Raw genomic sequence first — 23,931 nt, 5'->3', positions numbered from 1 at the left:
CCCCTAAATATCTTGCACAGTTTCGTGCAAAAAAGTTGTGGTATCAATATACTGGTTTCATGTCCACTGACACAAACCGGATTTCTACAGCGATGCGAACAGTTTCTCACTCTGTTGTTCTCACCATTGTCATCCTTTTGTTAAATGGGTGCTTTTTTACCCAAAAAAATGACCAACGTTGGGATATTGAGCCAACAGGCACCACCAGCTTCGGTTTAAGCCGGGATGGACGCTTCGCTTTGCTTTATTCAAAAGAGCATCAGCTCCTGCTGTGGGATCTTGAAAATAATGAAGAACTCGCGCAACTAGGCGCTCAAGATCCCGAAGCCAACACCGTTTCCCATATTCGAATCGCCGATAACGGGCGCTTCGCCATCACCGCTACCCAACAGAATTTTGCTGTGTGGGATTTAGGCTGGACTCAAGCTCAGGGGCTTTGGTCCATTTCAGACGGGCTCATCCGAGATATCGATATTTCGAGCAATGGTGAACAAGTTCTACTGGGTTTATCAAACGGCAAAGCGATTTATGTGGACTTAGTCACTGGTCGCCGATTGGAGTTCCTTGCTCACAGAGAAAAAGTGAATTCTGTGGCTATTTCCCCCAATGGTCGCTTCGCACTGTCCGGCGGCAACGATTATAACGCCTATTTGTGGGATACGCAGACAGGTCTGGCACTTTATAAATTTGAACATGGTGCAAGAATTAACAGAGTAGCACTCCAGCGAGATGGAAAACTGGCGTTTACTTCCGATGGTTCAAATGATGCTTATGTTTGGGATTTATCCAACGGTGAAAAAATCTCTGAACTAAAAGCCTTTGACAGACAGTTAATTTTCACATCGGCTCGATTCTCTGACGATGGTCGCCATCTGGTGACGGGAACGCCGGGAAGTCGTGTCATGCTGTGGGATGTACAAACTGGGAAACGACTGGATTACTGGGAAGTCGAGCCGCAAAAAGATGCTCGTCCTCCGCGTGCGGTAGTGTATGATGCGACCTTTGACCAGCAGCAAAGAATCATTTCCGGCACGTCAGCAGGCATTGCACAGGCGTGGCGGATAGAAACTGAGTAATACAAATGCAAAGCGACAAGGAATTACAACAACGTATCGAAGACTTGGAATGCCAGTTGGCGTTTCAAGAACAAACCATTGAAGAGTTAAACGATGCGTTAAGCCAACAACAATTGCTGATTTCTAAAATGCAGGATCAGATGAAATACGTGGTGGGTAAGGTTAAGAATATGGATGCGTCCAATATGGCGGATGCTTCTGAAGAGACGCCACCTCCACACTACTAAAGCTCTGTGGCACCTCAATTTGGATTATGAAATAGAGAATGCGGGCAATTGCCCGCATTTTTGTTATTCGTCAGAGAAAATTTTCACTTCCAGCTTACCCGAAGGATCAATGCTGGCTCGATACATGCCCGAACTGTTCATCCCAAAGTGAATATCGCCATTGGCATCCAGCGCAATTAAGCCACCTTCCCCTCCCATGGCTTTTAGCTCGCCCTGAATGACGGTTTCGCTGGCAGTATGCACATCTTCTTTTAGATACTTCATTCGCGCTGCCACATCAGAAGCGACCGTTTTACGAATAAAGTACTCACCCATGCCAGTTGTTGACACAGCAACGTTGCCATTTTCAGCGAAGGTACCGCAGCCAATCAAAGCAGAATCCCCAACCCGGCCGTATTTTTTATTGGTCACTCCACCCGTGCTGGTTGCGGCGGCTAAGTTGCCACTGCTGTCGAGTGCCACTGCACCCACCGTTCCGTATTTTTTATCGTCCGGGTATTTGGATTCAGAAAGCGCGAACAGCCCTTTTTCTTTCATTGACTGAAGCTGCTCGTAACGACGTTCAGTGAAAAAGTAATCTTGCTCGGTAAATTCGTGGCCGTGTTCAAATGCGAAGGCTTCTGCTCCTTCACCAATAAGAAATACGTGATTGCTCTTTTTCATTACATCACGAGCGAGCTCAACGGGGTTCTTAATATGTCTGACTGCAGCGATAGCACCAGCTTCACTCGTAGCACCATGCATTATTGATGCGTCCATTTCGACCATTTCGCTGTTGGTCAGTACCGAACCTTTACCAGCGTTAAACAAAGGGCTGTCTTCCATCACTTTCACTGCTTCAACTACAGCGTCTAGTGCATCACCACCGGAAGCTAAGATCTTGTGACCTGCTTTTACAGATTCGGTCAGGACTTGCTGGTATTCCGCTCTCATTTCAGAGGTCATTTTGTCTCGCAGAATGGTTCCAGCTCCACCGTGAATAGCAATGGAAAAAGGCTTGGTCATAACGTATCCCTAATTTCTAAAAACTGCCGGACTAATTTCTCACAGGTCATAAAAAAACGCCAACTGAGTCATCAGTCGGCGTTCTCAAACTTGTTCACTTTAAGCGACACTAATCCAGCGAATTAGTGTGAACCGCAGCTACCACCACCGCAGCAGCCGTCTTTTTCGCCATGATCGTGGTCGTGATCATGGTCATCACCGCAGCAACCACCTTCTTGATGAATGTGACCGTGCTCGATTTCTTCAGCCGTTGCTTCACGAGTCGAAATCACTTCTACGTCAAACGTCAGTGTCTGGCCTGCAAGCATGTGGTTTCCATCAACAACGACTTCATCGCCATCAACTTCTGTCACTTCTACTGGGATTGGTCCCTGGTCTGTATCCGCCATAAAGCGCATACCTACTTCAATTTCATCGACTCCCTGGAATACGTTTGCAGGTACACGTTGTACCAGCGCGTCGTTGTGCTCACCGTAAGCATCTTCAGGAGCAACCGTAGCTGTGAACTTCTCGCCTACCGCTTTACCGTCCAACTCTTTCTCAAGACCTGTGATCAGGTTGTTGTGACCGTGAAGATAGTCAAGAGGTGCTTCAGCCGTAGACTGGTCAACAACTACACCGTCTTCGGTTTTTACCTGATAAGCCAGACTTACAACCACGTTTTTTTCAATTTTCATGATGACTCCAAGGAGGTTTGAAATCCTGGGAGAACGCTCATACCCAGGAAAAATATTTAGTGACCACGCTATTATGGGGATGAAATATCAAAACACAATGAAAGCGTGGTTTTCTTTACGGCTAACAAATACTCAAAAAACAAAAGCGTTAATCTGGCTTAAAAATGCCAATCATATCCTGGCTGGCATGCTCACTTTGTTCTACAGCTTGGGATGTGCGTTGTTCTACGTAATCGCAGTCAACACATTCCACCACTTCGACGCTGTTTTCTTCCCACCAGCGTAATGTGTCTTTTTCCTTACACTGTGGGCAACTTGCGCCTGCAATAAATCGTTTCTTTATTTTCACGTTTACCTCTATTCCCAGTTCTGACGGGAATCGTTTTCCATCTCACGCCCGAAAATTTCTTCCAGTTCTTTACGTGCTTCTTTGGCTCGCATGGCAAGCTCTTTGTCTTCGCTGTGCTCTGGTAAAAGCTCTTCCAACATTTTCATATCAAGCTTTTTAAAATGCGAAGTGGCTCGTTTCGCCTGATAAGGATGCATCCCCATTTGAACTAAAGTCTGCCTTCCTAAATCCAGAGCACCGAGAAACGTTTCCCTCGAAAACGCATCGACGCCGTGATTAAGCAACTGATACGCCTCGACACGGCTTCGCGCTCTGGCCAATACTTTTAAGTTTGGAAAGTGATGTCGGCACAAGTCGACAATTTTCATCACTTCATCCGGAGAATCGGTACACACCACAATCGCTTCAGCCTTAGCGGCTCCGGCTGCCCGAAGCAAATCAAGCTGAGTAGCATCGCCATAAAACACTTTATACCCGAACTTGCGCAGCAATTGAATTTGGCTGGCATCACTTTCCAATACTGTAACGCGGACCTTGTTGGCATACATCAAACGTCCTACCACCTGACCAAAACGACCGAATCCAGCGATAATTACTTTCGGATGACGATCAACAACATCAGATGGGATGCCATCTCCATCATTGATTGTACGCGCAAACCAACGCTTTTGAATCAGAAGCAGTAGCGGTGTGGTCACCATTGAGATACTGACCACAACAAGGAGAAATGCCCCCAATTCAGGGTCAAGAAGGTTTTCTGCCTGCGCCGCAGTGAAGATAACGAACGCAAATTCCCCACCCTGACTCAAAATCACGGCCATCGAGCTGCGCGCTTTCGCGCGGGTTCCGAAGAAACGCCCCAACATGTATAGCACGCTGGCTTTAATCGAGATAAGCAGCACTACCGCCACAAGCACCTCGACGGGCTCTATAACCAACAGACCGAGATTGACCGCCATACCGACTGCAATAAAGAAGAGACCAAGCAATAACCCTTTAAAGGGCTCAATCGCTATCTCCAACTCATGGCGATATTCACTCTCTGCCAGAAGCACACCAGCAAGGAAAGTACCCAATGCCATGGAGAGCCCAAGCTGCTGCATGATGAGAGCAATGCCCACTACCAGCAATAATGCAGTCGCAGTAAAAAGTTCTCGAACCCCGGTTAATACAATGTATCGGAAAGCAGGCCGCAATAAGTAATGCCCGACGACCAGCAACCCTGCAATTCCGCCAAAGGTTTTAATCGCATCCAACCAGTCACCACCGCTGCCCCCCGCCAGAATAGGGATCATCGCCAGCATAGGGATAACTGCGATGTCCTGAAAAAGCAGGACCGCAAACCCAGACTGTCCCGTCTCCGTTCCCGTCCACCCTTGCTCTTCGATTACCCGAAGTGCAATCGCCGTGGAAGATAGGGCTAACCCCATACCGATGACTAAACTGCTTTGCCAAGAAACACCGCCGTAGTAGACGATGGAAGAAATCACTCCAGTGGTGATCACCACCTGTGCGCCACCTAACCCCAGAATGGGGCGTCGCATCTGCCAGAGCTTACTCGGATTCAGTTCAAGACCAATCAGGAACAGCAGTAATACCACACCAAATTCCGCGAAATGCAATATGGCTTCTACGTCACTGATAAGTCCCATACCCCAGGGGCCGATTGCGATCCCTGCCAGCAGGTAACCCAGTACCGACCCCAGACCCATGCGCTGTGCCAAAGGTACGGCGACCACCGCAGCTGAAAGGAAAATGGCGGTGCTTGTCAGAATCTCACTCGTCGCTGCCATACGCATCTCCTTCATTCAGTGGATTAAGTAGCCAGTGACGGTAACGCTCGGCATGTTGATAGCGCTCTACATCGGAGGTATTCCGGGCCCAATATAAAATAAGTGGTTCGACCCATTTCATTCGGCAAAGCAAAGCGGTCAGCTCAAAAGGCTGAAGGATTTCCTGCATCGGGTACTTGTTGTAACCACTGGCAGCAAAGGCGTCTTGCGCACCACCTGTGGTAATTACGCTTCGCCAGTGTTTGTCGGCTAAGGCACATCCTTCCCCAAAAGCAAACCCTTTGCCGAGAACGCGATCCATCCATTCCTTGAGCAAAGCTGGACAGGAGTACATATAGAGAGGGTGTTGAAAGACGATGATGTCGTGATCGAGAAGCAATTGATGTTCGTGAGCAACATCAATAAAGAAATCGGGATAATGGGCATACAGATCGTGAACCGTCACATGGTCTAACCCGCGGATCTGATTGATCATCACTTGATTGGCGACCGAGTTGTCCGGATCTGGGTGAACGTAAATCACCAGAATTTTCGGCAATGCTTGAGCTTTTTCTTGAATAACAGTCATGCTTTCTGACGTCTTCCTTCACGGCATGTTGTTGTTTTTCCGTTAATCCATCATATCGTAATTTGTATAATGATCGACATTTATCATGATTCCCCATAGTATTCGAACCGTTAAATTCTCTTATTCGACACGAGCACTATGATTACCTTTTCTGACATCCAACTCCTTCGAGGCGGCAAGCCCCTGCTAGATCAAGCCAGCGCAACCATTCACCCCGGAGACAAAGTCGGTCTGGTCGGAAAAAACGGTTGTGGTAAGTCGACGCTGTTTGCCCTCCTTAAAGATGAACTTTCCATTGATGCAGGTACCTTTCATAAGCCTAGTCAATGGGAGCTCGCTTGGGTAGCTCAGGAAACGCCAGCGCTTGAAAGAAAAGCCATCGAATATGTGATTGATGGCGATAGAGAATTTAGAGACTTGGAAGACCAGCTTGCCAAAGCAGAACAACAGGACAACGGCACACTGGTTGCTGAACTGCACGGTAAGATTGAAGTCATTGGCGGATATACAATCAAAGCACGTGCCGCTGAGCTATTAGATGGCTTGGGTTTTAGCCAAGAACAAATGGAATGGAGCCTGACTCAGTTTTCAGGTGGTTGGCGAATGCGACTGAACCTGGCACAAGCACTGCTTTGTCGTTCAGACCTGTTATTGCTTGATGAGCCAACCAACCACTTGGATCTGGATGCCGTAATGTGGCTTGAGCGTTGGCTACAAACGTACCCGGGCACACTGATTCTGATCTCGCACGACAGGGACTTTCTGGATCCGATTGTCGGCAGAATAATCCATATCGAGAATCAGCTTCTGAATGAATACACGGGTAACTATTCATCGTTTGAAAATCAACGAGCTCAAAAGCTGATCTTGCAGCAAGCCATGTATCAAAAGCAGCAAAAGCAGATGGCGCACATGCAGAGCTACATCGACCGATTCCGTTATAAAGCCTCGAAAGCAAGACAAGCACAAAGCCGAATCAAAGCGCTGGAGAAAATGGAGAAGGTGCTACCTGCCCAATTCGATAACCCGTTCAGCTTTGAGTTTCGCGAGCCAGCGGCACTGCCAAACCCGATTCTAATGATGGACGAAGTTTCAGCGGGTTACGGTGAGAACCTGATTCTGGAAAAGATCCGCTTGAACCTTGTCCCGGGTAGTCGAATTGGCCTTTTAGGTCGCAACGGTGCTGGTAAATCTACGCTTATTAAACTGCTTTCTGGCGAATTGGAATCGCAATCAGGCGAGTTCACCTATTCTCAGGGTGTGAAGATTGGATACTTCGCACAGCACCAACTCGAAACACTGCATCCAGAAGAGACTCCTCTTCAACATATGATGCAAATTGCCCCTGACAAAACCGAGCAACAACTCCGTGATTATTTAGGAAGCTTTGGCTTCCAGGGAGATAAAGCGCTGGAAAAGGTCGCCCCATTTTCTGGCGGTGAAAAAGCGCGTCTGGTTCTGGCTTTGATCGTCTGGCAAAAGCCCAATCTGCTTTTACTCGATGAGCCAACCAACCACCTGGATCTGGACATGCGTCAGGCACTCACGCTTGCTCTGCAAACCTTTGAAGGGGCGATGGTCATAGTCAGCCACGACAGATACTTACTGCGAGCCACCACCGATGACCTATATCTGGTCCACGACCGTCAAGTCGCTCCGTTTGATGGTGACCTGAACGATTACTACAAATGGCTGACTGAACAGCAAAAAGCCGAGCGAAAGGAATTGCAAGCTTCCGCTCCCGAAAAGAGTACGGATAACAGTGCTGCGGCACGAAAAGAACAAAAACGGAAAGAAGCGGAATTTCGCAAACTTACCGCGCCAATTCGCAAAAACCTGACAAAACTGGAACAAAAAATGGATAAACTCGGTCAAATTTTGTCAGATACAGAAACGCAGTTAAGCAATACCGAGCTTTATCAGGCAGAAAATAAGGCTAAGCTTAACGAAGTACTGTCGCAGCAAGCCACCGCGAAATCTGAGCTTGAAGAAGTTGAAATGGAATGGATGGCAGAGCAGGAAACTCTTGAGCAGATGGAACTGGAGATGAAGTAGCATGCCCAAAGACACGCAATCATTGTCGCTCACTTTAGAACGCTTGTGGCAATTTAGCCTCCAGTACTACAGTGTGCGTCAGGTAAAAGAGGCGTGTCTTTCTCTGCAAAACCAATATCAGGGCAACGTTAACCTGCTTCTGCTTTTAAAGTGGTTAGACGAACAGAAACTCGCATTTGGTCAGGATGACTGGCACCCAATCCAGGATTGTTTGATTCGCTCTGAAAACCTGCTGGTGAATTACCGCGAATTGCGTAGAAAGTCTAAATCTCACCTTCCCGACACTTTATACCGAGAAACACTTCAATTTGAATTGCTGCTGGAAAAACAGCAGCAATCCGATCTGGTTGACTGCATCAATGGACTCACCCTGTCTAAGAATACGGGCGACTCTATGGTCGCTACTTACTGCAGCTATCTTCAGGCTGATCATCTGATTCAGTTTTTTGAAGAAACGTCTTCAGCGGGCTGAACGCCATAGCGTTTCATCGCTAATGCCACTTTCTCTTCAACACTCTCTTGAGGCTTAATCCAGTAGCTAGGTGCAACAAGCGATGATGTGCTCACAATCTCTACGGTGATGATGCCTTTTACTGGAAAGTCTCCTGCTTTCTCTACCAACATTTTTTCACTCTCCAATATTGTTGCTTCATTGAACAGTTTGTACTTAGCAACACCTGTCAGCTTTACGCCTCGCTGACGAAAAATATCCAGCAGAGATACACTCACCTTACGATTTTCAGCAATATTTCTGACAGAGTTGGGCGAGGCAATATCCGCAATCAACAGTGTATTAGCATCGACCAAGTGGAACACTTCTTTCGGGGAGACATTCGGCTGCCCATGAATATCGGTTGTTGCCAGCCAACAAAGCACCGTACTACTGGCAATATCTTGTAAATCAAACTGCATAGGCATCACCATATAAATACGACACAACTGGCTGTTAGCAAGCCCATCACCACATTGAAACGACGCCAAGCAGTCACGCTGGAAAGCCAACGGCGAATCAGAGTACCAAAGCCCACCCATACCGAAGAGGTGTGCAACTGAACCAGCCAGAAAATCATCCCCATGGCGATCACCGACCACCAAAACTGGTCACCCGTGAAAGAAAAAGACCCCACTGCAGTTAGCGACATGATCCAAGCTTTCGGATTCAGATATTGAAACAGAGCCGCTTCAAACAGGGTCATCGGTTTGGAGTCATTGTCATTACTCTTTTCTGGAGGCATTGCTGTCCCAATTCGCCAAGCCAGGTACAGTAAATACGCACTGGACGCGATTCTCAGTACTTGCTGAACTTCTGGGTAACGCTCAAACACCACACCTAGCCCAGCTGCAATCAAGATCATCTGACTGAGCAGACCCGCACCAATCCCGACAAAATGCGGTACTGTCCGACGATACCCAAAGTTTGCGCCTGAAGCCGTCAACATGACATTGTTAGGACCCGGGGTCCCCGTCATTACGACAGCAAACAATGCGACTGAGGTAAAAAATTGCCAATCCATTAATTGTTCCCCTTCACATTGTATCGATACAATTTTAATTTTCCGGTTGATTATTTCGTTTAATGTGCACATATTGACCATAACAATGGAATAACATCTGTGCAAAAGGTTTATTGTCACCATGACAATCGAGACAATTGAAGTAGACAAATCGCTCTCTGCTCCTCTGTATCAACAAGTTGCTGATGCGATTGGCAGAGAAGTGGAACTGGGTAACCTCGTAGCCAACGACAAACTGCCTACTCACCGTGCATTGGCAGACAAATTGGATGTCACCGTAGGAACGGTTACCCGTGCGTACGCGGAAGCTGAGCGACGAGGATTGGTGGAAGCCAGAGTTGGTGCAGGCACTTATATTCGAGACCATTCAAAAGTGGGATGGGTATTCGAAGAAAGCGTCGAAGAAACGGAAGAATGCAATTTTGGTTATAACATCCCTCCAATAATGGATCGTTCGAAGATCGTTTCCGATGCTTTAAGTGCCCTATCACAGTCAAATACCGCATTAAATTCGTTAATGCTCTATCAAAAACCAAAAGGGTTAGATTCTCACCGCGAAATCATTTCCCGATGGCTAAATACTCATGGGATCAATGCCAGCGCCAGTAACATTCTCTTCAGCAGCGGTGCTCAGCACGCCATTCAAATGGTGCTCAGTGCGTTTACACGTGCAGGGGATACCATCCTCTGCGAGAAATTCACTTATCCCGGACTGCTCAGCTTGGCCAGACAAAATCAGCTGACTCTGAAGGGCGTTGAGATGGATGAAGAGGGGATCACACCTGCCGGGCTGGAGTCGGCTTACAAACAGAATCAGTCTGTACGCTTTATTTATTTAACCCCTACTTTGCAAAACCCAACGACTGCCACAATGGGGCTTGAAAGGCGAAAAGCCATACTGGAACTGTGTAAGAAATATCAAATCACCGTTATTGAAGACGATGTAAACGGAATGCTGCCCGATAGTCCACCTTCTCCAATGGTGAATCTGATGCCTCAGCAAGTCATCCATATCGGAGCGTTTTCCAAATGCCTCGCGCCGGGGTTAAGAGTCGGCTACTTACTCATTCCAGACGAACTTTATCCCTCATTGTGCATCACGTTGCAAAATCACAGCTGGATGATTAGCCCACTGTTGACAGCCCTTACCTGTCAGATGATACAAAATAACCAAGTAGAAGAAGTGATTGGTGCCATTCGTAAAGAAATGGACGACAGGCTTGAGCTGACAAAGCAATATCTGGGCGACTTTGATATCCGCTTTCAGCCTCACTGTTTTCACCTGTGGCTAACCCTGCCTGAACACTGGCGTTTAAGTGATTTCATTGCGAAAGCCGCAGAAAAAAATGTGGTCGTTAAGTCGGGAGAGCTGTTTGTCCCGCCAGGTGGTGCTGTACCCCCAGCGATACGTTTGTCGTTAAGTTCTCCAATCACCCGTCAGCAGCTTGAGAAAGGTCTTAAAATTCTCGCAGAACTGCTTAACAGCAACCCTATTTCGGATTTCGCTTTATGATGACATTCTCCCCGGCATTTGGGCTGGGCAATGCACACATTCAAACTCTTCTGTCGCGTTTTATCAGGCGCAAACCTCTGTTCCAAGCTATCAGAGAAAGGCTGGAACTGCCCGACGGGGATTTCGTTGATCTGGCTTGGAGCGAAGATCCGAACAATCACTCTGACAAGCCTATTTTCGTGCTTTTTCACGGTTTAGAAGGAAGCTTTGAAAGCCCCTACGCAAATGGCTTGCTCCACGCGTTTGCCGAACAAGGGTGGCTGTCGGTCATGATGCATTTTCGTGGGTGCAGTGGAGAGCCAAACCGCTTACCTCGTGCCTATCACTCTGGTGAAACCGAAGACGCGAGATATTTTCTGACGGAGCTAAGCCAGCGTTTTCCTTCTAATTCAAAAGTGGCGGTGGGCGTGTCACTCGGTGGAAATATGCTGGTGAACTACTTAGCGAAATACGGTGACGACACAAAATTGGACGCGGCATCGATTGTGTCTGCTCCGCTGGATCTGCTGGCGTGCTCAAGGCGCATCAATCAGGGCTTTTCGAAAGTCTATCAGGATTACTTACTCGGCTCCCTGAAAGACAATGCCATTGCCAAATTGCCTTTAGTGCAAAAAGTGATGCCTCTGACAGAATCCGAGATCAATAAAATCAGTACCATGTTTGAGTTTGATGATGTGATTACCTCACGGTTACACGGATTTAATGGCGCGCACCATTATTATCAGACCTGTTCTGGGTTACCTATGTTGCCTCAGATACGCATCCCGACAGACATCATTCATGCTCACGATGATCCGTTTATGACCGAAGCGGTTATTCCAGATTATCCACTGCCTGCTCACGTTAATTACCATTTGCTTCCCAAAGGCGGACACGTTGGCTTTGTAACCGGAAGCTTGTTTAGACCGAAATTCTGGTTGGAAGAAGCACTCCCTGAATACTATTCACATTTCCTTAAAGTTGCGGAACATAACCAAGGGTCTGCAATTGATGATAAGATTGCGGTCACTGAAAGCTAGAGACATCACGACATAAAAGAAAGAGGTATTTATGATCGTCCCTTGGGAACAGATTGATGCAGACACTCTGACAAACCTGATAAAAGAGTTTGTACTGAGGGAAGGAACCGATTACGGCGAAAGCGAAATCAGCTTAGACGAAAAGGTTGAGCACGTTCGGACACAGCTGCAAAGCGGTCAGGCTGTGGTTGTCTTTTCCGAACTTCACGAAACGGTGGACATCCAGGTTCATCCCGCCCGTTAAGGTATTTTATCTATACCCAAGCTACCTCAATATGCAAGTTTCAGCGAGAATTGCTTGGTTTTCAGACAAGGAATCGATTTGAAGATATAGTGGCTCTAAATCAAGAATCGATAACGCAGTATAAAGACCAAGCAAACTCGCTCATGGGAGCTTATCTTCTGTCCCATTTTTTCGTCAAAGAGCTTGGAAAGGATTCATCATTCCACTGCGCTCTTTTCCTCGAACTGAAACAGAAGATAGAGCTCTGAATTCTGCATCTTGAGGTAACTTGGGTATAATTACGCGACTGGAGCAGTGTTTATTATTCGAAGCACTTCCCCTACACTGAATTTCTATAACGACAAACAGAGACAAGGACAGTCATGTCAGCAAAACACCCAATCATCGCTGTTACAGGTTCATCGGGAGCAGGAACGACCACCACATCTGAAGCGTTCCGTAAGATGTTCAACATGATGGACGTTAAAGCCGCATGGGTTGAAGGTGACAGTTTCCACCGATTCACTCGTCCGGAAATGGACGTGGAAATTCGCAAGGCCAAAGAACAAGGAAGGCACATCAGTTACTTTGGTCCTCAAGCCAACGACTTTCCCACTCTAGAGCAGTTTTTCCGCAAATACGGTGACGAAGGAAAAGGACAAGTCCGCCGTTACCTGCACACCTTTGACGAGGCTGTCCCTTATAATCAAATGCCGGGAACCTTTACTCCATGGCAAGAGTTGCCAGAAGATTCCGACGTGCTCTTTTATGAAGGGTTGCATGGCGGTGTGGTTGATGGTGACGTAAACGCCTCACAGCACGTTGATTTACTGATCGGCATGGTGCCAATCGTTAACTTGGAGTGGATTCAGAAGTTCGTTCGTGACACTCGAGACAGAGGGCATTCAAAGGAAGCAGTAACAGACTCCATTGTTCGCTCCATGGACGATTACCTGAACTACATTACCCCGCAGTTTTCACGTACTCACATCAACTTTCAGCGAGTACCGACAGTAGATACTTCTAATCCTTTAGCTGCAAAAGGCATCCCCAGCTTAGATGAAAGTTTTGTAGTGATTCGTCTTCGTGGTATTAAAAACGTCGATTTCCCATATCTGTTGTCTATGATTCAAGGGTCATTTATGTCGCGACACAACACCCTTGTTGTGCCGGGGGGCAAGATGAGTTTTGCCATGGAGCTTATCGTTCAACCTATCCTTCAACAGCTCATCGAAACGGGCAAAATCGGTTAGTGATAAGAAGAAAAGTAAACCAAGTTGCTATAGCGTGATCATGTGCACATTTTTGCTTAGATAAACGCCAGTGTGTAACGATCAAAGTCAAGAAATCGTTTCAGAAAAAGGATACTATTTCTAACCGAAACATATGATAGCTTGCAGCATCAACTATAACACCCTATTCTAAATGACCAGTTCAATCTGGCTCAGTCGATATGGAAAGCTGCTGAGCAAGCCCTGCAGAGGAAGAAAGATATTATGGTTCTAGGTAAACCTCAAACCGATCCAACATTAGAGTGGTTCCTTTCACACTGTCATATTCATAAGTACCCATCAAAAAGTACTCTGATTCATGCTGGTGAAAAGGCAGAGACCCTGTACTACATTGTGAAAGGTTCTGTTGCCGTACTGATCAAGGATGAAGAAGGCAAAGAAATGATCTTGTCTTACCTCAACCAAGGTGATTTTATCGGCGAACTTGGTCTGTTCGAAGAAGACCAGGAACGTACCGCTTGGGTACGTGCGAAAACCCCGTGTGAAGTAGCAGAAATCTCATTTAAGAAGTTCCGTCAGCTGATTCAGGTTAACCCTGATATCCTAATGCGCCTTTCTGCGCAAATGGCGAACCGTCTTCAAACAACAAGCCAGAAAGTGGGCGACCTTGCATTCCTAGACGTAACAGGTCGTATCGCTCAAACGCTTCTGAACCTTGCGAAGCAACCAGACGCAATGACTCACCCAGACGGTATGCAAATCAAGATTACCCGTCAGGAAATCGGTCAAATCGTTGGCTGTTCTCGTGAAACAGTAGGTCGTATCCTGAAAATGCTGGAAGAGCAAAACCTCATCTCAGCACACGGTAAGACTATCGTTGTTTACGGCACTCGCTAACTTTCTTAGCGATACAGATTTAAAAAAACCACCAACGCAAGTTGGTGGTTTTTTATTATCTAATGCAAGCCTTTAGACGTTTTGGCGCTGACGAACCGCTTCGAACAAACATATCCCAGATGCGACTGACACATTCAAGCTGGATACGCTTCCCGCCATCGGAATCTTAATAAGATCATCGCAGGTTTCACGAGTCAGACGGCGCATGCCATCACCTTCAGCCCCCATGACAATGGCTAATGCACCACTAAGCTTAGCCTGGTAGATGTCGTGAGTCGCTTCACCAGCGGTACCAACAAACCACACACCTTTCTCCTGTAATGCACGCATAGTACGCGCAAGATTAGTCACACGAACTAATGGCACTGTTTCAGCGGCACCACAGGCGACCTTACTCACAGTTGCTGTCATTGGCGCTGATTTGTCTTTTGGTACGATCACCGCGGCGACGCCTGCGGCATCTGCATTTCGCAGACAAGCGCCAAGGTTATGAGGATCGGTGACTCCATCTAACACCAACAGCAAAGGCTGCTCATGCTGAGCCAGAATATCGTCCAAGTCGTTTTCATTGAGCGCTTTTGCCGGTTTTACGCGGGCGATGATCCCTTGGTGATTTGCTCCTTTGGCTTTGTCATCCAGCGCCTTTCTTCCCATTTGCTGAATGGAAATCCCAACATTCTGAAGTTCATTCAGCAAAGGCAATAAACGGTCATCCTGACGTCCTTTCAATACAAATGCTTCAATAAAACGTACCGGGTCTTTTTCCAGCACAGCTTTTACGGCATGAATGCCATAAAGGAATTCGTTACTCATGGTCTGACCTATTCAGATTACTTCTTCTTGCCTTGAGACTTTCGGTTCTTTGTGCGTGATTTTTTCTTACGCGCCTTTTCAGCCTTGGTCTTCTTACGTGTTTTAGCTGGCTCACTGGAGCCATCTGGTCGTTTAGTGGGTTCTACAAGGGCTTTTGCCTTTCCACCAGGCTTTCGCGCTTTGATTGCAGCTTTCTTTTTACTCACCGCTTTCTTATCTGCCTGTGCAGCACGCTTCTTCGCCGTTTTACCTTTGCCGCGTAGCTTACGACTTGTTTCCACTAATTCAAAGTCTATTTGACGATCATCGAGATTGACCGACAGAACCTTCACTTTAACCGCATCGCCCAGACGATAGATGTTTCCGAAGCTCTCACCGATAAGCCTTTGACCAATAGGATCAAATTGATAGTAATCGTTAGCTAGTGAAGAAATATGAACCAGACCGTCAATGTGAAGCTCTGTCAGGCGAACAAAGAAGCCGAAACCGGTTACGTTAGCAATCACACCATCCAGTTCTTCACCAACGTGGTCTTGCATGTATTCACATTTCAGCCAGTCAGCAACCTCACGAGTCGCATCGTCTGCGCGGCGTTCCGTCATCGAGCACTGCTCACCATAGACATCCATATCGTCAAAGGAGTAGTGGAAGCCACCCGTTGGCGTCCAGCGATCCGTGTTTCTACCGTCTTCTTTTGCGATCAGGTATTTAATCGCACGGTGCAGTAGCAAATCAGGATAACGGCGAATCGGCGAAGTAAAGTGCGCGTAGCGTTTTAGCGCCAGACCAAAGTGCCCAACATTGTCAGCGTTGTACACCGCCTGTTTCATTGAACGCAGTAACATGGTCTGAATCAGCTCTTTGTCCTGACGTTCACCAATCTGCTTCATTAAGTTCGCATAATCAGTTGGGGAAGGTTCCAGCCCACCAGTCAGGTTTAATCCAAGCTCTCCCAAGAAATCACGGAAGCCTTGTAAACGCTCTTCACCCGGCGTTTCGTGTATACGGAACAAAGCAGGCTCTTTCAGCTTTTCAACTAAAGATGCCGACGCAATGTTGGCTAAAATCATACACTCTTCGATGATCTTGTGTGCGTCGTTACGAACAACTGGTTCGATACGGTCAATCTTGCGGTCGGAGTTGAAAATAAATTTCGCTTCAACGGTTTCAAACTCAATAGCACCACGGTTATCACGCGACTGCTTTAGCACACCGTACATCTTGTGAAGTTCTTCAAGATGAGGCACTAAAGGTTCGTATCGCTGACGCAGTTCTTCATCACCTTCAAGGATGGCGCTGACTTTGTTGTAGGTCAGGCGAGCATGTGAGTTCATCACGGCTTCGTAGTGCTTGTAGCCGGATAACCGACCGGATGCCGAGATGGTCATTTCACACACCATGCACAAGCGGTCCACTTGTGGGTTTAATGAGCACAATCCGTTAGACAAGACTTCAGGGAGCATAGGAACAACCTGAGACGGGAAGTACACGGAGTTACCACGATTGATGGCTTCTTTATCCAACGCAGTATCAGGGCGGACGTAGTAGCTAACATCTGCAATGGCAACCCATAAGCGCCATCCGCCGCCGCGCTTCGCTTCACAAAATACAGCGTCATCAAAGTCTCGCGCGTCTTCACCATCGATAGTAACTAAGGGGAGATCTCGTAAATCAACACGCCCTTTCTTGGCATCCTCTGGGACATGTTCACCTAAACCAGCGATTTGTTTTTCGACCTCTTCTGGCCACACATCCGGGATTTGGTGTGTGCGGATAGCAATCTGTGTTTCCATACCCGGCGCCATATTTTCGCCCAGTACTTCAACAATTTTCCCCATCATTCCACGAGAACGAGTGGCACGATCGGTAATTTCAATCACTACTACGTTCCCCATTCGCGCGCCGCAGCGATGCTCTTTGGGAATCAAGACATCCTGGCTAATGCGTGAATCATCAGGAACGACGTAGGAGTATTCTTGTTCCATAAAGTAACGCCCGACAATCTGAGTCTTACGCTCTTCAAGTACACGTACCAACCGACCCTCTTTGCGGCCACGTTTGTCGGTTCCGGCAGGCTGAACCAATACATAATCACCGTGAATCAGAGTTTTCATTTGGTGATAAGGCAGCAGAATATCGTTGTCTTTGCCTGTACTGCCATCTGGTCTCACCCAACCATGTCCATCCTTATGACCCAGTACAACCCCTTTCACCAGTTCCAGTTTATCTGGCAGGGCATAACACTGGCGTCGGGTGAACACCAGTTGACCATCACGCTCCATGGCACGCAGTCGACGACGCAAGCCTTCATACTGTTCTTCTCCAGAAAGCTTTAGTGCGTCAAACAAATCATTGCGATTCATTGGCACATTTGCCTTTTCCAAAAACTCGATGATGAATTCACGGCTGGGAATAGGATTGTCGTATTTGTCGGATTCGCGCGCGGCAAATGGGTCGTTAGGTGTGTTTTGAGACATAGGAGGGCCTGTTAAAGATTGGATAGATCTTAAGTATATCTAAATCTTACGACTACCTACAGCTTAAGAGATGTCATCGCGCCAATTATTGTGTTTATTCGAAATTGCCCAGTTAATCGATTATCTGGACAATTTGTGACAAATCGATGTGATAAATATTCAGCTAAACAAATTTTATGCAATATATAGGTCTGGTAAATGGATGCTTGAAATGTACTTCAGATCCTTTGTAAAATGCCCGACTCTTTCTGGATACCCATTAGATTTTATGTTTTTTTCTGCGCTTCGCGAGAAGCTTTGCTTTAACTCGCGATGGATTTTCTGCTTACTACTATTGAACACCGTTTTATTGTGTTTGATTGCGCTGCCCTATGTCAGTTGGATGGATATTCCTGAAGGTAGTTGGTTGTCATACCCTTATATCTTTTCCACGCAAGTGGGTCTGTTTGGGCTAATGGCCGTACTCTGTGCCATTCCATCTCTCTTGCTGCTGTGGCTTCCCACTCGCCTCTTCCGGTTTATTGCTGTCCTGCCATTTATCGTGACAGCCGTAATGGTTGCCATTGACACTCAGGTATATAACCAATATCGCTTCCATTTAAATGGATTCGTTTTTGAGCTGTTGATTGAGGGCGGTGACCAGATTATTGATGTCTCGTGGTTTACCTTGTTGGTCGGTGGTGTGGTGGTGTTTGGATTAATCAACGCCATTATCATGACCATTGTGCTCGCTAACCGCTGGGTAAAAACGAAAAAGCGTTATTTCCTGTTGGGTATCAGCGTATGGTTCAGTTGTCTGCTGTTTAGCCAGCTGACTCACGCTTGGAAGTACGCAAACTTTGATCAGGTTATCCCGAGTTACAGCCATCACTGGCCACTCTATCTTCCTCTTACTGCCAATGACTGGTTGGAAGATAATGGTTGGGTAGAACAACAGGCAGGTCGTGATGCTCATACTAAAATCTCGCATCAGAAGGTCACCAACCTAAATTACCCTCTAAAGCCAATTGCTGTTGAGGCTGGTTCAGAAACACCAAACATGGTTGTGATTGTGCTTGATGCCTGGCGTTTTGATGATGCAAACGAACAAGTCACGCCGAATATCGAAACGTTTGGTAAGCAAAGCCTGGTATTTAAAGAGCACCTGAGCGGGGGTAACTCCACTCAAATGGGTATCTTCAGCCTGTTTTATGGCATTCCTTCTACGTACTGGGATGCGGTGCGCTCAAGTCAGCAGCAACCGGTTCTGATGGAAACACTGCACTCGCTGAATTACCAAATGTCGATTCATGGTTCTGCGCCTTTGCATAGCCCACCATTTGATCGCACCGTGTTTGCTGGCATCCAGGACCTGACCGTCACGACACCTGGCGATACACCGGCTGAACGGGATCGTAAAATCACTGACGATTTTCTCGACTTCCTGGACAGCAAAGACGATACAAAACCTTATTTCGGATTCCTGTTCTATGACGCTGCGCATGGTACTTCATTCCCCAATGACATGAAGACACCGTTCGAACCTTATTGGGATCGCGTCGACCACGTGAAGCTGAACAACGACTTTGATCCGACGGAATACCGAAACCGCTACCGAAATTCACTTTTCTACATCGATAAGCTGATCGGAGAGGTGTTAGGAAAACTGGAACAGGCTGGCGAGCTTGATAACACCATTGTGGTCATCACATCTGATCACGGTGAAGAGTTCAACGACTACAAAAAGAACTACTGGGGACATGGCAGCAACTATGCACCCGCACAGGTTCATGTTCCACTGTATCTATACCATCCAGGTAAAGCGGCAGATATCATCTATGCGAGAACCAGCCATCTGGATATTCCTCCAACGCTAATGAAAGAACCGCTAGGCGTCAGCAATTACATTTCTGATTACAGTGTTGGAGTGGATTTGTTTAATAACAACCGGGAAGAGAACTGGGTCATTGTAGGCAGTTATATGGATTACGGTATTGTGGGTGGAAATGAGATTATTGTGAACCGACCGGGTGGATACACTGAAGTCACCGACTTGTCGCTCAACAAGAAAGAAAAACGCACCATGCCCAACAGTGAGCTCACCAAGCTGCTGGTTCAAATGTCTACTTACGCGAAGTAACTCTCTTTAGGCGCACTTTTCCAGTGCGCCTATCTTTTTAGCAAAATCAACAATTCCGAGTTGTCTGTCAGCATATCTGCAATTGTGCAGTGATCGAGCTCTGCCAAAAAAGCCAGTTTCGCTCTGGCAAGGTGTGCCTTTAGCTTACAAGCAGGCGTGATATGACAAAACTCAGGCGCACAGTTCACCACATCCAGCGGCTCAATGTCCCGAATCACGTTTCCAATTAAAATGGTTTCAGCAGGTCGACCAAGGCATATTCCCCCGTTCTTACCCCTGACCGTTTTCACATAGCCAAGCTGACCAAGTTTATTGATGATTTTAACCATGTGGTTTTTAGAAACATCAAAGGTATCACTAACTTTCTGAATACTGGTGAGTTCGCCACTTGGAAGCGACGCCAAATAGATCAACGCGCGAATTCCGAAGTCGGTAAAGTTTGTTAACTGCAATGCGAATTCCTCCTCCGTGAATTGTAAAACTTCCATTGACTAAAAGATATATTTTAGATACAACTTAAAACATGCATTATAAATACATGTTTAAAATAGGAAGCCTAAATGCTCAAGCAATCAACCATAGATATCGTAAAATCCACCGCACCACTTCTCGCCGAAACAGGTCCTAAACTCACCGCTCACTTCTATGATCGTATGTTTAATCATAACCCTGAATTGAAAGACATTTTTAACCTGACTCACCAGCAAAACGGGGCTCAGAGAGAAGCGCTTTTCAACGCTGTTCATGGCTACGCTGCCAATATCGATAACATTGAAGTTTTACTCCCTGTCGTAGAAAAAATCGCGCAGAAGCACACCAGTTTCAACATCACCGCAGATCAATATCAGATCGTCGGTGGTCACCTGCTAGCGACCATTGACGAGTTGTTCGCACCGGGACAAGAAGTGCTGGAAGCGTGGGGAGAGGCCTATGGGTTGCTTGCTCAGGTATTTATTGATCGTGAGGAAGCCATTTACTCAGAGACAGAAAGTCAAACAGGTGGATGGCGAGGAACAAGAGAATTCGTACTCAAAGAGAAGCGCCAGGAGAGCGAAGTCATCACGAGTTTCGTATTCGAACCAAAGGACCAACAACCCGTTGTTGATTACATTCCAGGTCAATACGTCGGTATCTACCTAACTCCTGAGCAATTTGAGTATCAAGAAATCAGACAATACAGCCTGTCTGATGCACCAAATGGCAAAGAATATCGTATTTCAGTCAAACGTGAATCTGAGGGTGTTGTCTCCAACTACTTACATGATCACCTTACAGTCGGTGACTCTGTTCGACTGGCTCCGCCTTGTGGTGACTTCTTTTTCACCAGTGATAAATTTACTCCAGTAGCACTGATCTCTGCGGGTGTCGGTGTCACCCCACTGCTTTCCATGATGGAGTCCATTACTGGTATTCATGAAGCCCCTATCCACTGGATACATGCAGCGGAAAACAAAGAACATCATGCGTTTTCTGATCGAATAGATGAACTGGAGAAACAATATGACCTTGTGAACCAATTCAACTGGTACAGAGAGCATAAAGGGGAAGCGGGCGTACAGGAAGGGTTGATGCAACTTGAGCAGATTAAAGAGCGAATCAACTGGAAAGAAACTGACTTTTACTTCTGCGGACCCGTTGGGTTTATGCAGTTTGTCGCCAACCAGCTTTTAGAATTAGGTGTATCCAAAGACCGTATTCATTACGAATGCTTTGGTCCTCATAAAGTGCTGTAAAACAATAAAAATAACAATGCCCCGACTTGTCGGGGCATTTGTGTTTTTACCAGAAGGTAGAACGCCGTTTGGCTCTGGCAATGATGTTTTCTGGCATCCTCTGTTCCAATCCCTGCCTTAGCATGGAGATTCGGCGATGTTGCCTTTTATCCGGTGTCACTGAGTTGTATAGCCAGCGATAGGCATCTTCATAATCCAGAGGGCTACCATAATCACGCAGCAATAATTCGGCTAAATGAATTCGAGCATTGATGTTGCCCATGGAGGCAGCTTCCCGCAAATAGGGAATCGCACGCTCTTTGTCTTGCTGAACCAGAGTTCCACGCGAATAGTATCGACCTATTTGTTCAAGTGCCGCAGGTAAGCCTTGATGCGCTGCATTTTCCATGTAGTAGAGCCCAAGCTCCACGTCTTGGTCGACACACACGCCCCAGGCTAACATATCACCGTACAAAAATTCGTAAGCAGGCAGGCTGATCCGTGTCGCACGAGCAACGATATCTTCTACAAGCTGGCAGCTATCTGCTTTAACTCGTTCGAGATGTTTGTTCTTTTCAATCAGATTGATCAGCTCAGCTTCCGTGTAGACTGGCACTGGTCCACCGATGTGGTTATCCGCGTTGGCTAACCCCACTCGGGTACACAGGGCGAGAATCAACGAAGCTGTGACAGCTCGTAGTTTCATAATCGCACTCTTTATTCATACCGTGCTTTTGTATCGGCAAAGATTGCTAACTCTTTAGCCAAGTATTGCCGATCTTTGGCAATATTTTGCCAGACAATGAATAAAAAGTAATCTAAGCAGTGCGATATTGCTAGAAAGAAAATTCTAAAGAGAAATGCAAAGGTACAAACAAAAAATGCCAGCTCCGAAGAGCTGGCATCTAAAATTCAAATCAATCAAAAGATTACGCGTTAAACGGGTGAACCTTGATGATAGTTTCGTTACGGTCAGGACCTGTAGAGACAATGTCTACTGGTACACCTGTAAGCTCTTCAATACGCTTAATGTAGTCTAAAGCCGCTTTAGGTAGGGCATCGATAGACGTCGCACCAAATGTGTTCTCAGACCAGCCAGGCATTGTTTCGTAGATAGGTGTCGCTTCTTCGAATGCTTCTGCAGCCATTGGAGACACTTCTAGGATAGAGCCGTCTTTCATCTTGTAACCCGTACATATTTTCAGCTCTTCCAGACCATCCAATACATCCAGCTTAGTTAGACAGAAGCCAGTGATTGAGTTGATTTGAATTGCGCGACGCATCGCAACAGCATCAAACCAACCAGTACGGCGCAGACGACCTGTGGTCGCGCCAAACTCGTGACCTACATCACCCAGGTGCTTACCTACAGGATCTTGCTTATCTTGACCATCGTACAATTCAGTCGGGAATGGACCAGAACCAACACGAGTACAGTAAGCTTTAGTGATACCAAGGATGTAGCCGATGTGGCGAGGACCAAAACCTGAACCAGCAGCAACACCACCAGCAGTCGTGTTAGAAGACGTTACGTAAGGGTAAGTACCGTGGTCGATGTCCAGAAGTGTGCCTTGAGCACCTTCAAACATGATCTTATCGCCACGCTTACGCGCCGCGTCTAGCTCGTCAGTGACATCGATAACCATAGAAGTCAGTAGATCAGCATAGCCCATTGCCTGCTCAAGAACTTCTTCGTAGCTTACTGCGTCAGCTTTGTAGAAGTTCACTAGCTGGAAGTTGTGGTATTCCATCACTTCTTTCAGCTTCTCTGCGAAAGCTTCTTTGTCGAACAAATCGCCTACACGTAAACCGCGACGAGCAACTTTATCTTCGTAAGCAGGACCGATACCACGACCTGTAGTACCAATCGCTTTTTTACCACGAGCGATTTCACGCGCCTGGTCCAGAGCAATGTGGTAAGGAAGAATTAGAGGACATGCTTCAGAAATGAAAAGACGCTCGCTCACTGGGATGCCACGCTCTTCAAGAGGCTTCATTTCTTTAAGAAGTGCTTCTGGTGATAGAACAACACCATTACCGATAACACATTTTACGTTATCGCGAAGAATACCTGATGGAATCAAATGAAGAACGGTTTTTTCACCGTCGATGACTAGAGTGTGACCTGCGTTGTGACCGCCTTGGTAGCGAACCACGTATTTTGCATCTTCAGTTAAAAGGTCTACGATTTTACCTTTACCTTCGTCACCCCATTGGGTGCCCAGAACGACTACGTTATTTCCCATCTTTCCAAGTCTGATTGCTGATTAAAAATGGATTCTAGCACCTACGAATAAAAGATGCAGTCATTTTTTAAGCATAAAAGTGAAACACTTATGTAAGGGTATGTAGCGCAAGGAATAATAGTGGAATAATTGGGCGGGAAGGTAGTAAAACACCTCAGATTAGAGCAAATATCTGTTGTGTATTTAGCTCTATTTATTCAATACCTAACTAAATACATATGCAATCACCGCACCTGCGACTACAAGGCACCCACCGATTCTTCTGAGTTGATTGTCGGGCTGGCTGCTCAGCTCCTGTATCATGTTGCGCCAGCCTTTTGGTGCAATGAGCGGTCCCAGACCTTCAAGAATCAGCACCAATCCCAGTGCTAGCCATAATGAATCAGACATGTGATGTATAGGTAAAATTGAGTAGA

Annotated in this window: 24 protein-coding genes; 11 read left to right on the top strand and 13 right to left on the bottom strand. The window is 46.7% G+C overall.

All coding sequences use genetic code 11. From position 1 onward, the window contains the following. Positions 1-92 precede the first annotated feature (92 nt). Together QMG91_RS01610 and QMG91_RS01605 are read left to right on the top strand one after the other, a co-directional pair. Positions 93-1,076, top strand: a complete 984-nt coding sequence (locus QMG91_RS01610; RefSeq protein WP_004399886.1) for a WD40 repeat domain-containing protein — start codon at positions 93-95, stop codon at positions 1,074-1,076. Positions 1,077-1,081: 5 nt separating this feature from the next. After that, entirely contained in the window at positions 1,082-1,303 is a 222-nt protein-coding gene (locus QMG91_RS01605) for a SlyX family protein (RefSeq protein ID WP_004399885.1), read from the top strand. 63 nt (positions 1,304-1,366) lie between these two features. On the opposite strand, the gene QMG91_RS01600 is transcribed toward QMG91_RS01605, so the two are convergent. The 5 genes from QMG91_RS01600 to kefG all read right to left on the bottom strand — a co-directional run bounded on the left by QMG91_RS01600 (position 1,367) and on the right by kefG (position 5,695). Then, positions 1,367-2,308, bottom strand: a complete 942-nt coding sequence (locus QMG91_RS01600) for an isoaspartyl peptidase/L-asparaginase family protein (protein ID WP_281828436.1) — start codon at positions 2,306-2,308, stop codon at positions 1,367-1,369. A 122-nt stretch (positions 2,309-2,430) separates the two neighbouring features. Then, positions 2,431-2,985: a peptidylprolyl isomerase gene (gene slyD / locus QMG91_RS01595; RefSeq protein ID WP_022592283.1), complete on the bottom strand. Its 555-nt coding sequence runs from the start codon at positions 2,983-2,985 to the stop codon at positions 2,431-2,433. 148 nt (positions 2,986-3,133) lie between these two features. Beyond that, positions 3,134-3,334 (bottom strand): YheV family putative zinc ribbon protein, encoded by a 201-nt coding sequence (locus QMG91_RS01590; protein ID WP_004399882.1) that lies wholly within the window; start codon positions 3,332-3,334, stop codon positions 3,134-3,136. An 8-nt stretch (positions 3,335-3,342) separates the two neighbouring features. Beyond that, complete coding sequence (kefB, locus tag QMG91_RS01585; RefSeq protein WP_281828433.1) at positions 3,343-5,127, bottom strand: glutathione-regulated potassium-efflux system protein KefB; 1,785 nt, start codon at positions 5,125-5,127, stop codon at positions 3,343-3,345. Beyond that, a complete protein-coding gene (kefG, locus tag QMG91_RS01580) occupies positions 5,111-5,695 on the bottom strand; it encodes a glutathione-regulated potassium-efflux system ancillary protein KefG (protein ID WP_004399880.1) in 585 nt (194 codons plus the stop codon). Before kefG ends, kefB begins: the two co-directional genes overlap by 17 nt. A gap of 138 nt (positions 5,696-5,833) precedes the next feature. Between kefG and QMG91_RS01575 the strand changes: the two genes are divergently transcribed. Beyond that, positions 5,834-7,750 carry an ABC transporter ATP-binding protein gene (locus tag QMG91_RS01575; protein ID WP_281828431.1) on the top strand — a complete coding sequence of 639 codons (1,917 nt, stop codon included), beginning with the start codon at positions 5,834-5,836 and terminating at the stop codon, positions 7,748-7,750. Position 7,751: 1 nt separating this feature from the next. Beyond that, positions 7,752-8,222, top strand: a complete 471-nt coding sequence (locus QMG91_RS01570; RefSeq protein WP_281828428.1) for a TIGR02444 family protein — start codon at positions 7,752-7,754, stop codon at positions 8,220-8,222. On the opposite strand, the gene QMG91_RS01565 is transcribed toward QMG91_RS01570, so the two are convergent. Both QMG91_RS01565 and QMG91_RS01560 read right to left on the bottom strand, forming a co-directional pair. Continuing rightward, positions 8,189-8,662: a pyridoxamine 5'-phosphate oxidase family protein gene (locus QMG91_RS01565; protein WP_281828426.1), complete on the bottom strand. Its 474-nt coding sequence runs from the start codon at positions 8,660-8,662 to the stop codon at positions 8,189-8,191. The genes QMG91_RS01570 and QMG91_RS01565 overlap by 34 nt on opposite strands. Before the next feature lie 5 nt (positions 8,663-8,667). Beyond that, on the bottom strand, positions 8,668-9,264 hold the full coding sequence (locus QMG91_RS01560) for a LysE family translocator (RefSeq protein WP_022599734.1): 597 nt from the start codon (positions 9,262-9,264) through the stop codon (positions 8,668-8,670). 121 nt (positions 9,265-9,385) lie between these two features. Here QMG91_RS01560 and QMG91_RS01555 point away from each other — a divergent pair, with 121 nt between their 5' ends. From QMG91_RS01555 to crp, 5 genes are all read left to right on the top strand, one after another. Then, on the top strand, positions 9,386-10,777 hold the full coding sequence (locus QMG91_RS01555; protein ID WP_281828423.1) for an aminotransferase-like domain-containing protein: 1,392 nt from the start codon (positions 9,386-9,388) through the stop codon (positions 10,775-10,777). Continuing rightward, positions 10,774-11,796, top strand: coding sequence for a hydrolase (locus QMG91_RS01550; protein ID WP_281828421.1), 1,023 nt, complete (start codon positions 10,774-10,776; stop codon positions 11,794-11,796). Before QMG91_RS01555 ends, QMG91_RS01550 begins: the two co-directional genes overlap by 4 nt. Positions 11,797-11,827: 31 nt before the next feature. Then, positions 11,828-12,040, top strand: coding sequence for a YheU family protein (locus tag QMG91_RS01545; RefSeq protein WP_004399873.1), 213 nt, complete (start codon positions 11,828-11,830; stop codon positions 12,038-12,040). 362 nt (positions 12,041-12,402) lie between these two features. Next, positions 12,403-13,272 (top strand): phosphoribulokinase, encoded by an 870-nt coding sequence (locus tag QMG91_RS01540; RefSeq protein ID WP_022551727.1) that lies wholly within the window; start codon positions 12,403-12,405, stop codon positions 13,270-13,272. Positions 13,273-13,515: 243 nt separating this feature from the next. Beyond that, a complete protein-coding gene (gene crp / locus QMG91_RS01535) occupies positions 13,516-14,148 on the top strand; it encodes a cAMP-activated global transcriptional regulator CRP (RefSeq protein WP_004399871.1) in 633 nt (210 codons plus the stop codon). A gap of 72 nt (positions 14,149-14,220) precedes the next feature. Here crp and rlmB read toward each other — a convergent pair whose 3' ends face one another. Continuing rightward, positions 14,221-14,961, bottom strand: coding sequence for a 23S rRNA (guanosine(2251)-2'-O)-methyltransferase RlmB (gene rlmB, locus QMG91_RS01530; RefSeq protein ID WP_200766555.1), 741 nt, complete (start codon positions 14,959-14,961; stop codon positions 14,221-14,223). A 17-nt stretch (positions 14,962-14,978) separates the two neighbouring features. Continuing rightward, positions 14,979-17,438, bottom strand: a complete 2,460-nt coding sequence (gene rnr / locus QMG91_RS01525; protein ID WP_281828420.1) for a ribonuclease R — start codon at positions 17,436-17,438, stop codon at positions 14,979-14,981. Positions 17,439-17,649: 211 nt separating this feature from the next. On the opposite strand from rnr, the gene QMG91_RS01520 reads away from it, so the two are divergent. Continuing rightward, a complete protein-coding gene (locus QMG91_RS01520; protein ID WP_281828418.1) occupies positions 17,650-19,557 on the top strand; it encodes a DUF3413 domain-containing protein in 1,908 nt (635 codons plus the stop codon). A gap of 29 nt (positions 19,558-19,586) precedes the next feature. On the opposite strand, the gene nsrR is transcribed toward QMG91_RS01520, so the two are convergent. Next, complete coding sequence (nsrR, locus tag QMG91_RS01515; RefSeq protein ID WP_004399867.1) at positions 19,587-20,009, bottom strand: nitric oxide-sensing transcriptional repressor NsrR; 423 nt, start codon at positions 20,007-20,009, stop codon at positions 19,587-19,589. A 108-nt stretch (positions 20,010-20,117) separates the two neighbouring features. Here nsrR and hmpA point away from each other — a divergent pair, with 108 nt between their 5' ends. Then, on the top strand, positions 20,118-21,290 hold the full coding sequence (gene hmpA, locus QMG91_RS01510; RefSeq protein WP_281828415.1) for an NO-inducible flavohemoprotein: 1,173 nt from the start codon (positions 20,118-20,120) through the stop codon (positions 21,288-21,290). A 46-nt stretch (positions 21,291-21,336) separates the two neighbouring features. On the opposite strand, the gene motX is transcribed toward hmpA, so the two are convergent. The 3 genes from motX to QMG91_RS01495 form a co-directional block, all read right to left on the bottom strand. Next, on the bottom strand, positions 21,337-21,975 hold the full coding sequence (gene motX, locus QMG91_RS01505) for a flagellar protein MotX (RefSeq protein WP_022551732.1): 639 nt from the start codon (positions 21,973-21,975) through the stop codon (positions 21,337-21,339). Between the two features lie 223 nt (positions 21,976-22,198). Beyond that, entirely contained in the window at positions 22,199-23,515 is a 1,317-nt protein-coding gene (locus tag QMG91_RS01500; protein ID WP_004399864.1) for an adenylosuccinate synthase, read from the bottom strand. 204 nt (positions 23,516-23,719) lie between these two features. Beyond that, positions 23,720-23,905, bottom strand: a complete 186-nt coding sequence (locus QMG91_RS01495) for a DUF2065 domain-containing protein (RefSeq protein ID WP_004399863.1) — start codon at positions 23,903-23,905, stop codon at positions 23,720-23,722. Positions 23,906-23,931: the final 26 nt, after the last annotated feature.

The sequence above is a fragment of the Vibrio nigripulchritudo genome (assembly GCF_027924785.1).
GTDB lineage: Bacteria > Pseudomonadota > Gammaproteobacteria > Enterobacterales > Vibrionaceae > Vibrio > Vibrio nigripulchritudo.
This window is presented reverse-complemented; position numbering and strand designations above follow the sequence as displayed.

What these genes read in the sequence shown, in the direction of transcription:
- QMG91_RS01610 (WP_004399886.1), top strand. Translation starts at nt 93, where the DNA reads ATGCGAACAGTTTCTCACTCTGTTGTTCTCACCATTGTCATCCTTTTG.
- QMG91_RS01605 (WP_004399885.1), top strand. Translation starts at nt 1,082, where the DNA reads ATGCAAAGCGACAAGGAATTACAACAACGTATCGAAGACTTGGAATGC.
- QMG91_RS01600 (WP_281828436.1), bottom strand. Translation starts at nt 2,308, where the DNA reads ATGACCAAGCCTTTTTCCATTGCTATTCACGGTGGAGCTGGAACCATT.
- slyD (WP_022592283.1), bottom strand. Translation starts at nt 2,985, where the DNA reads ATGAAAATTGAAAAAAACGTGGTTGTAAGTCTGGCTTATCAGGTAAAA.
- kefB (WP_281828433.1), bottom strand. Translation starts at nt 5,127, where the DNA reads ATGGCAGCGACGAGTGAGATTCTGACAAGCACCGCCATTTTCCTTTCA.
- kefG (WP_004399880.1), bottom strand. Translation starts at nt 5,695, where the DNA reads ATGACTGTTATTCAAGAAAAAGCTCAAGCATTGCCGAAAATTCTGGTG.
- QMG91_RS01575 (WP_281828431.1), top strand. Translation starts at nt 5,834, where the DNA reads ATGATTACCTTTTCTGACATCCAACTCCTTCGAGGCGGCAAGCCCCTG.
- QMG91_RS01570 (WP_281828428.1), top strand. Translation starts at nt 7,752, where the DNA reads ATGCCCAAAGACACGCAATCATTGTCGCTCACTTTAGAACGCTTGTGG.
- QMG91_RS01565 (WP_281828426.1), bottom strand. Translation starts at nt 8,662, where the DNA reads ATGCAGTTTGATTTACAAGATATTGCCAGTAGTACGGTGCTTTGTTGG.
- QMG91_RS01560 (WP_022599734.1), bottom strand. Translation starts at nt 9,264, where the DNA reads ATGGATTGGCAATTTTTTACCTCAGTCGCATTGTTTGCTGTCGTAATG.
- QMG91_RS01555 (WP_281828423.1), top strand. Translation starts at nt 9,386, where the DNA reads ATGACAATCGAGACAATTGAAGTAGACAAATCGCTCTCTGCTCCTCTG.
- QMG91_RS01550 (WP_281828421.1), top strand. Translation starts at nt 10,774, where the DNA reads ATGATGACATTCTCCCCGGCATTTGGGCTGGGCAATGCACACATTCAA.
- QMG91_RS01545 (WP_004399873.1), top strand. Translation starts at nt 11,828, where the DNA reads ATGATCGTCCCTTGGGAACAGATTGATGCAGACACTCTGACAAACCTG.
- QMG91_RS01540 (WP_022551727.1), top strand. Translation starts at nt 12,403, where the DNA reads ATGTCAGCAAAACACCCAATCATCGCTGTTACAGGTTCATCGGGAGCA.
- crp (WP_004399871.1), top strand. Translation starts at nt 13,516, where the DNA reads ATGGTTCTAGGTAAACCTCAAACCGATCCAACATTAGAGTGGTTCCTT.
- rlmB (WP_200766555.1), bottom strand. Translation starts at nt 14,961, where the DNA reads ATGAGTAACGAATTCCTTTATGGCATTCATGCCGTAAAAGCTGTGCTG.
- rnr (WP_281828420.1), bottom strand. Translation starts at nt 17,438, where the DNA reads ATGTCTCAAAACACACCTAACGACCCATTTGCCGCGCGCGAATCCGAC.
- QMG91_RS01520 (WP_281828418.1), top strand. Translation starts at nt 17,650, where the DNA reads ATGTACTTCAGATCCTTTGTAAAATGCCCGACTCTTTCTGGATACCCA.
- hmpA (WP_281828415.1), top strand. Translation starts at nt 20,118, where the DNA reads ATGCTCAAGCAATCAACCATAGATATCGTAAAATCCACCGCACCACTT.
- motX (WP_022551732.1), bottom strand. Translation starts at nt 21,975, where the DNA reads ATGAAACTACGAGCTGTCACAGCTTCGTTGATTCTCGCCCTGTGTACC.
- QMG91_RS01500 (WP_004399864.1), bottom strand. Translation starts at nt 23,515, where the DNA reads ATGGGAAATAACGTAGTCGTTCTGGGCACCCAATGGGGTGACGAAGGT.
- QMG91_RS01495 (WP_004399863.1), bottom strand. Translation starts at nt 23,905, where the DNA reads ATGTCTGATTCATTATGGCTAGCACTGGGATTGGTGCTGATTCTTGAA.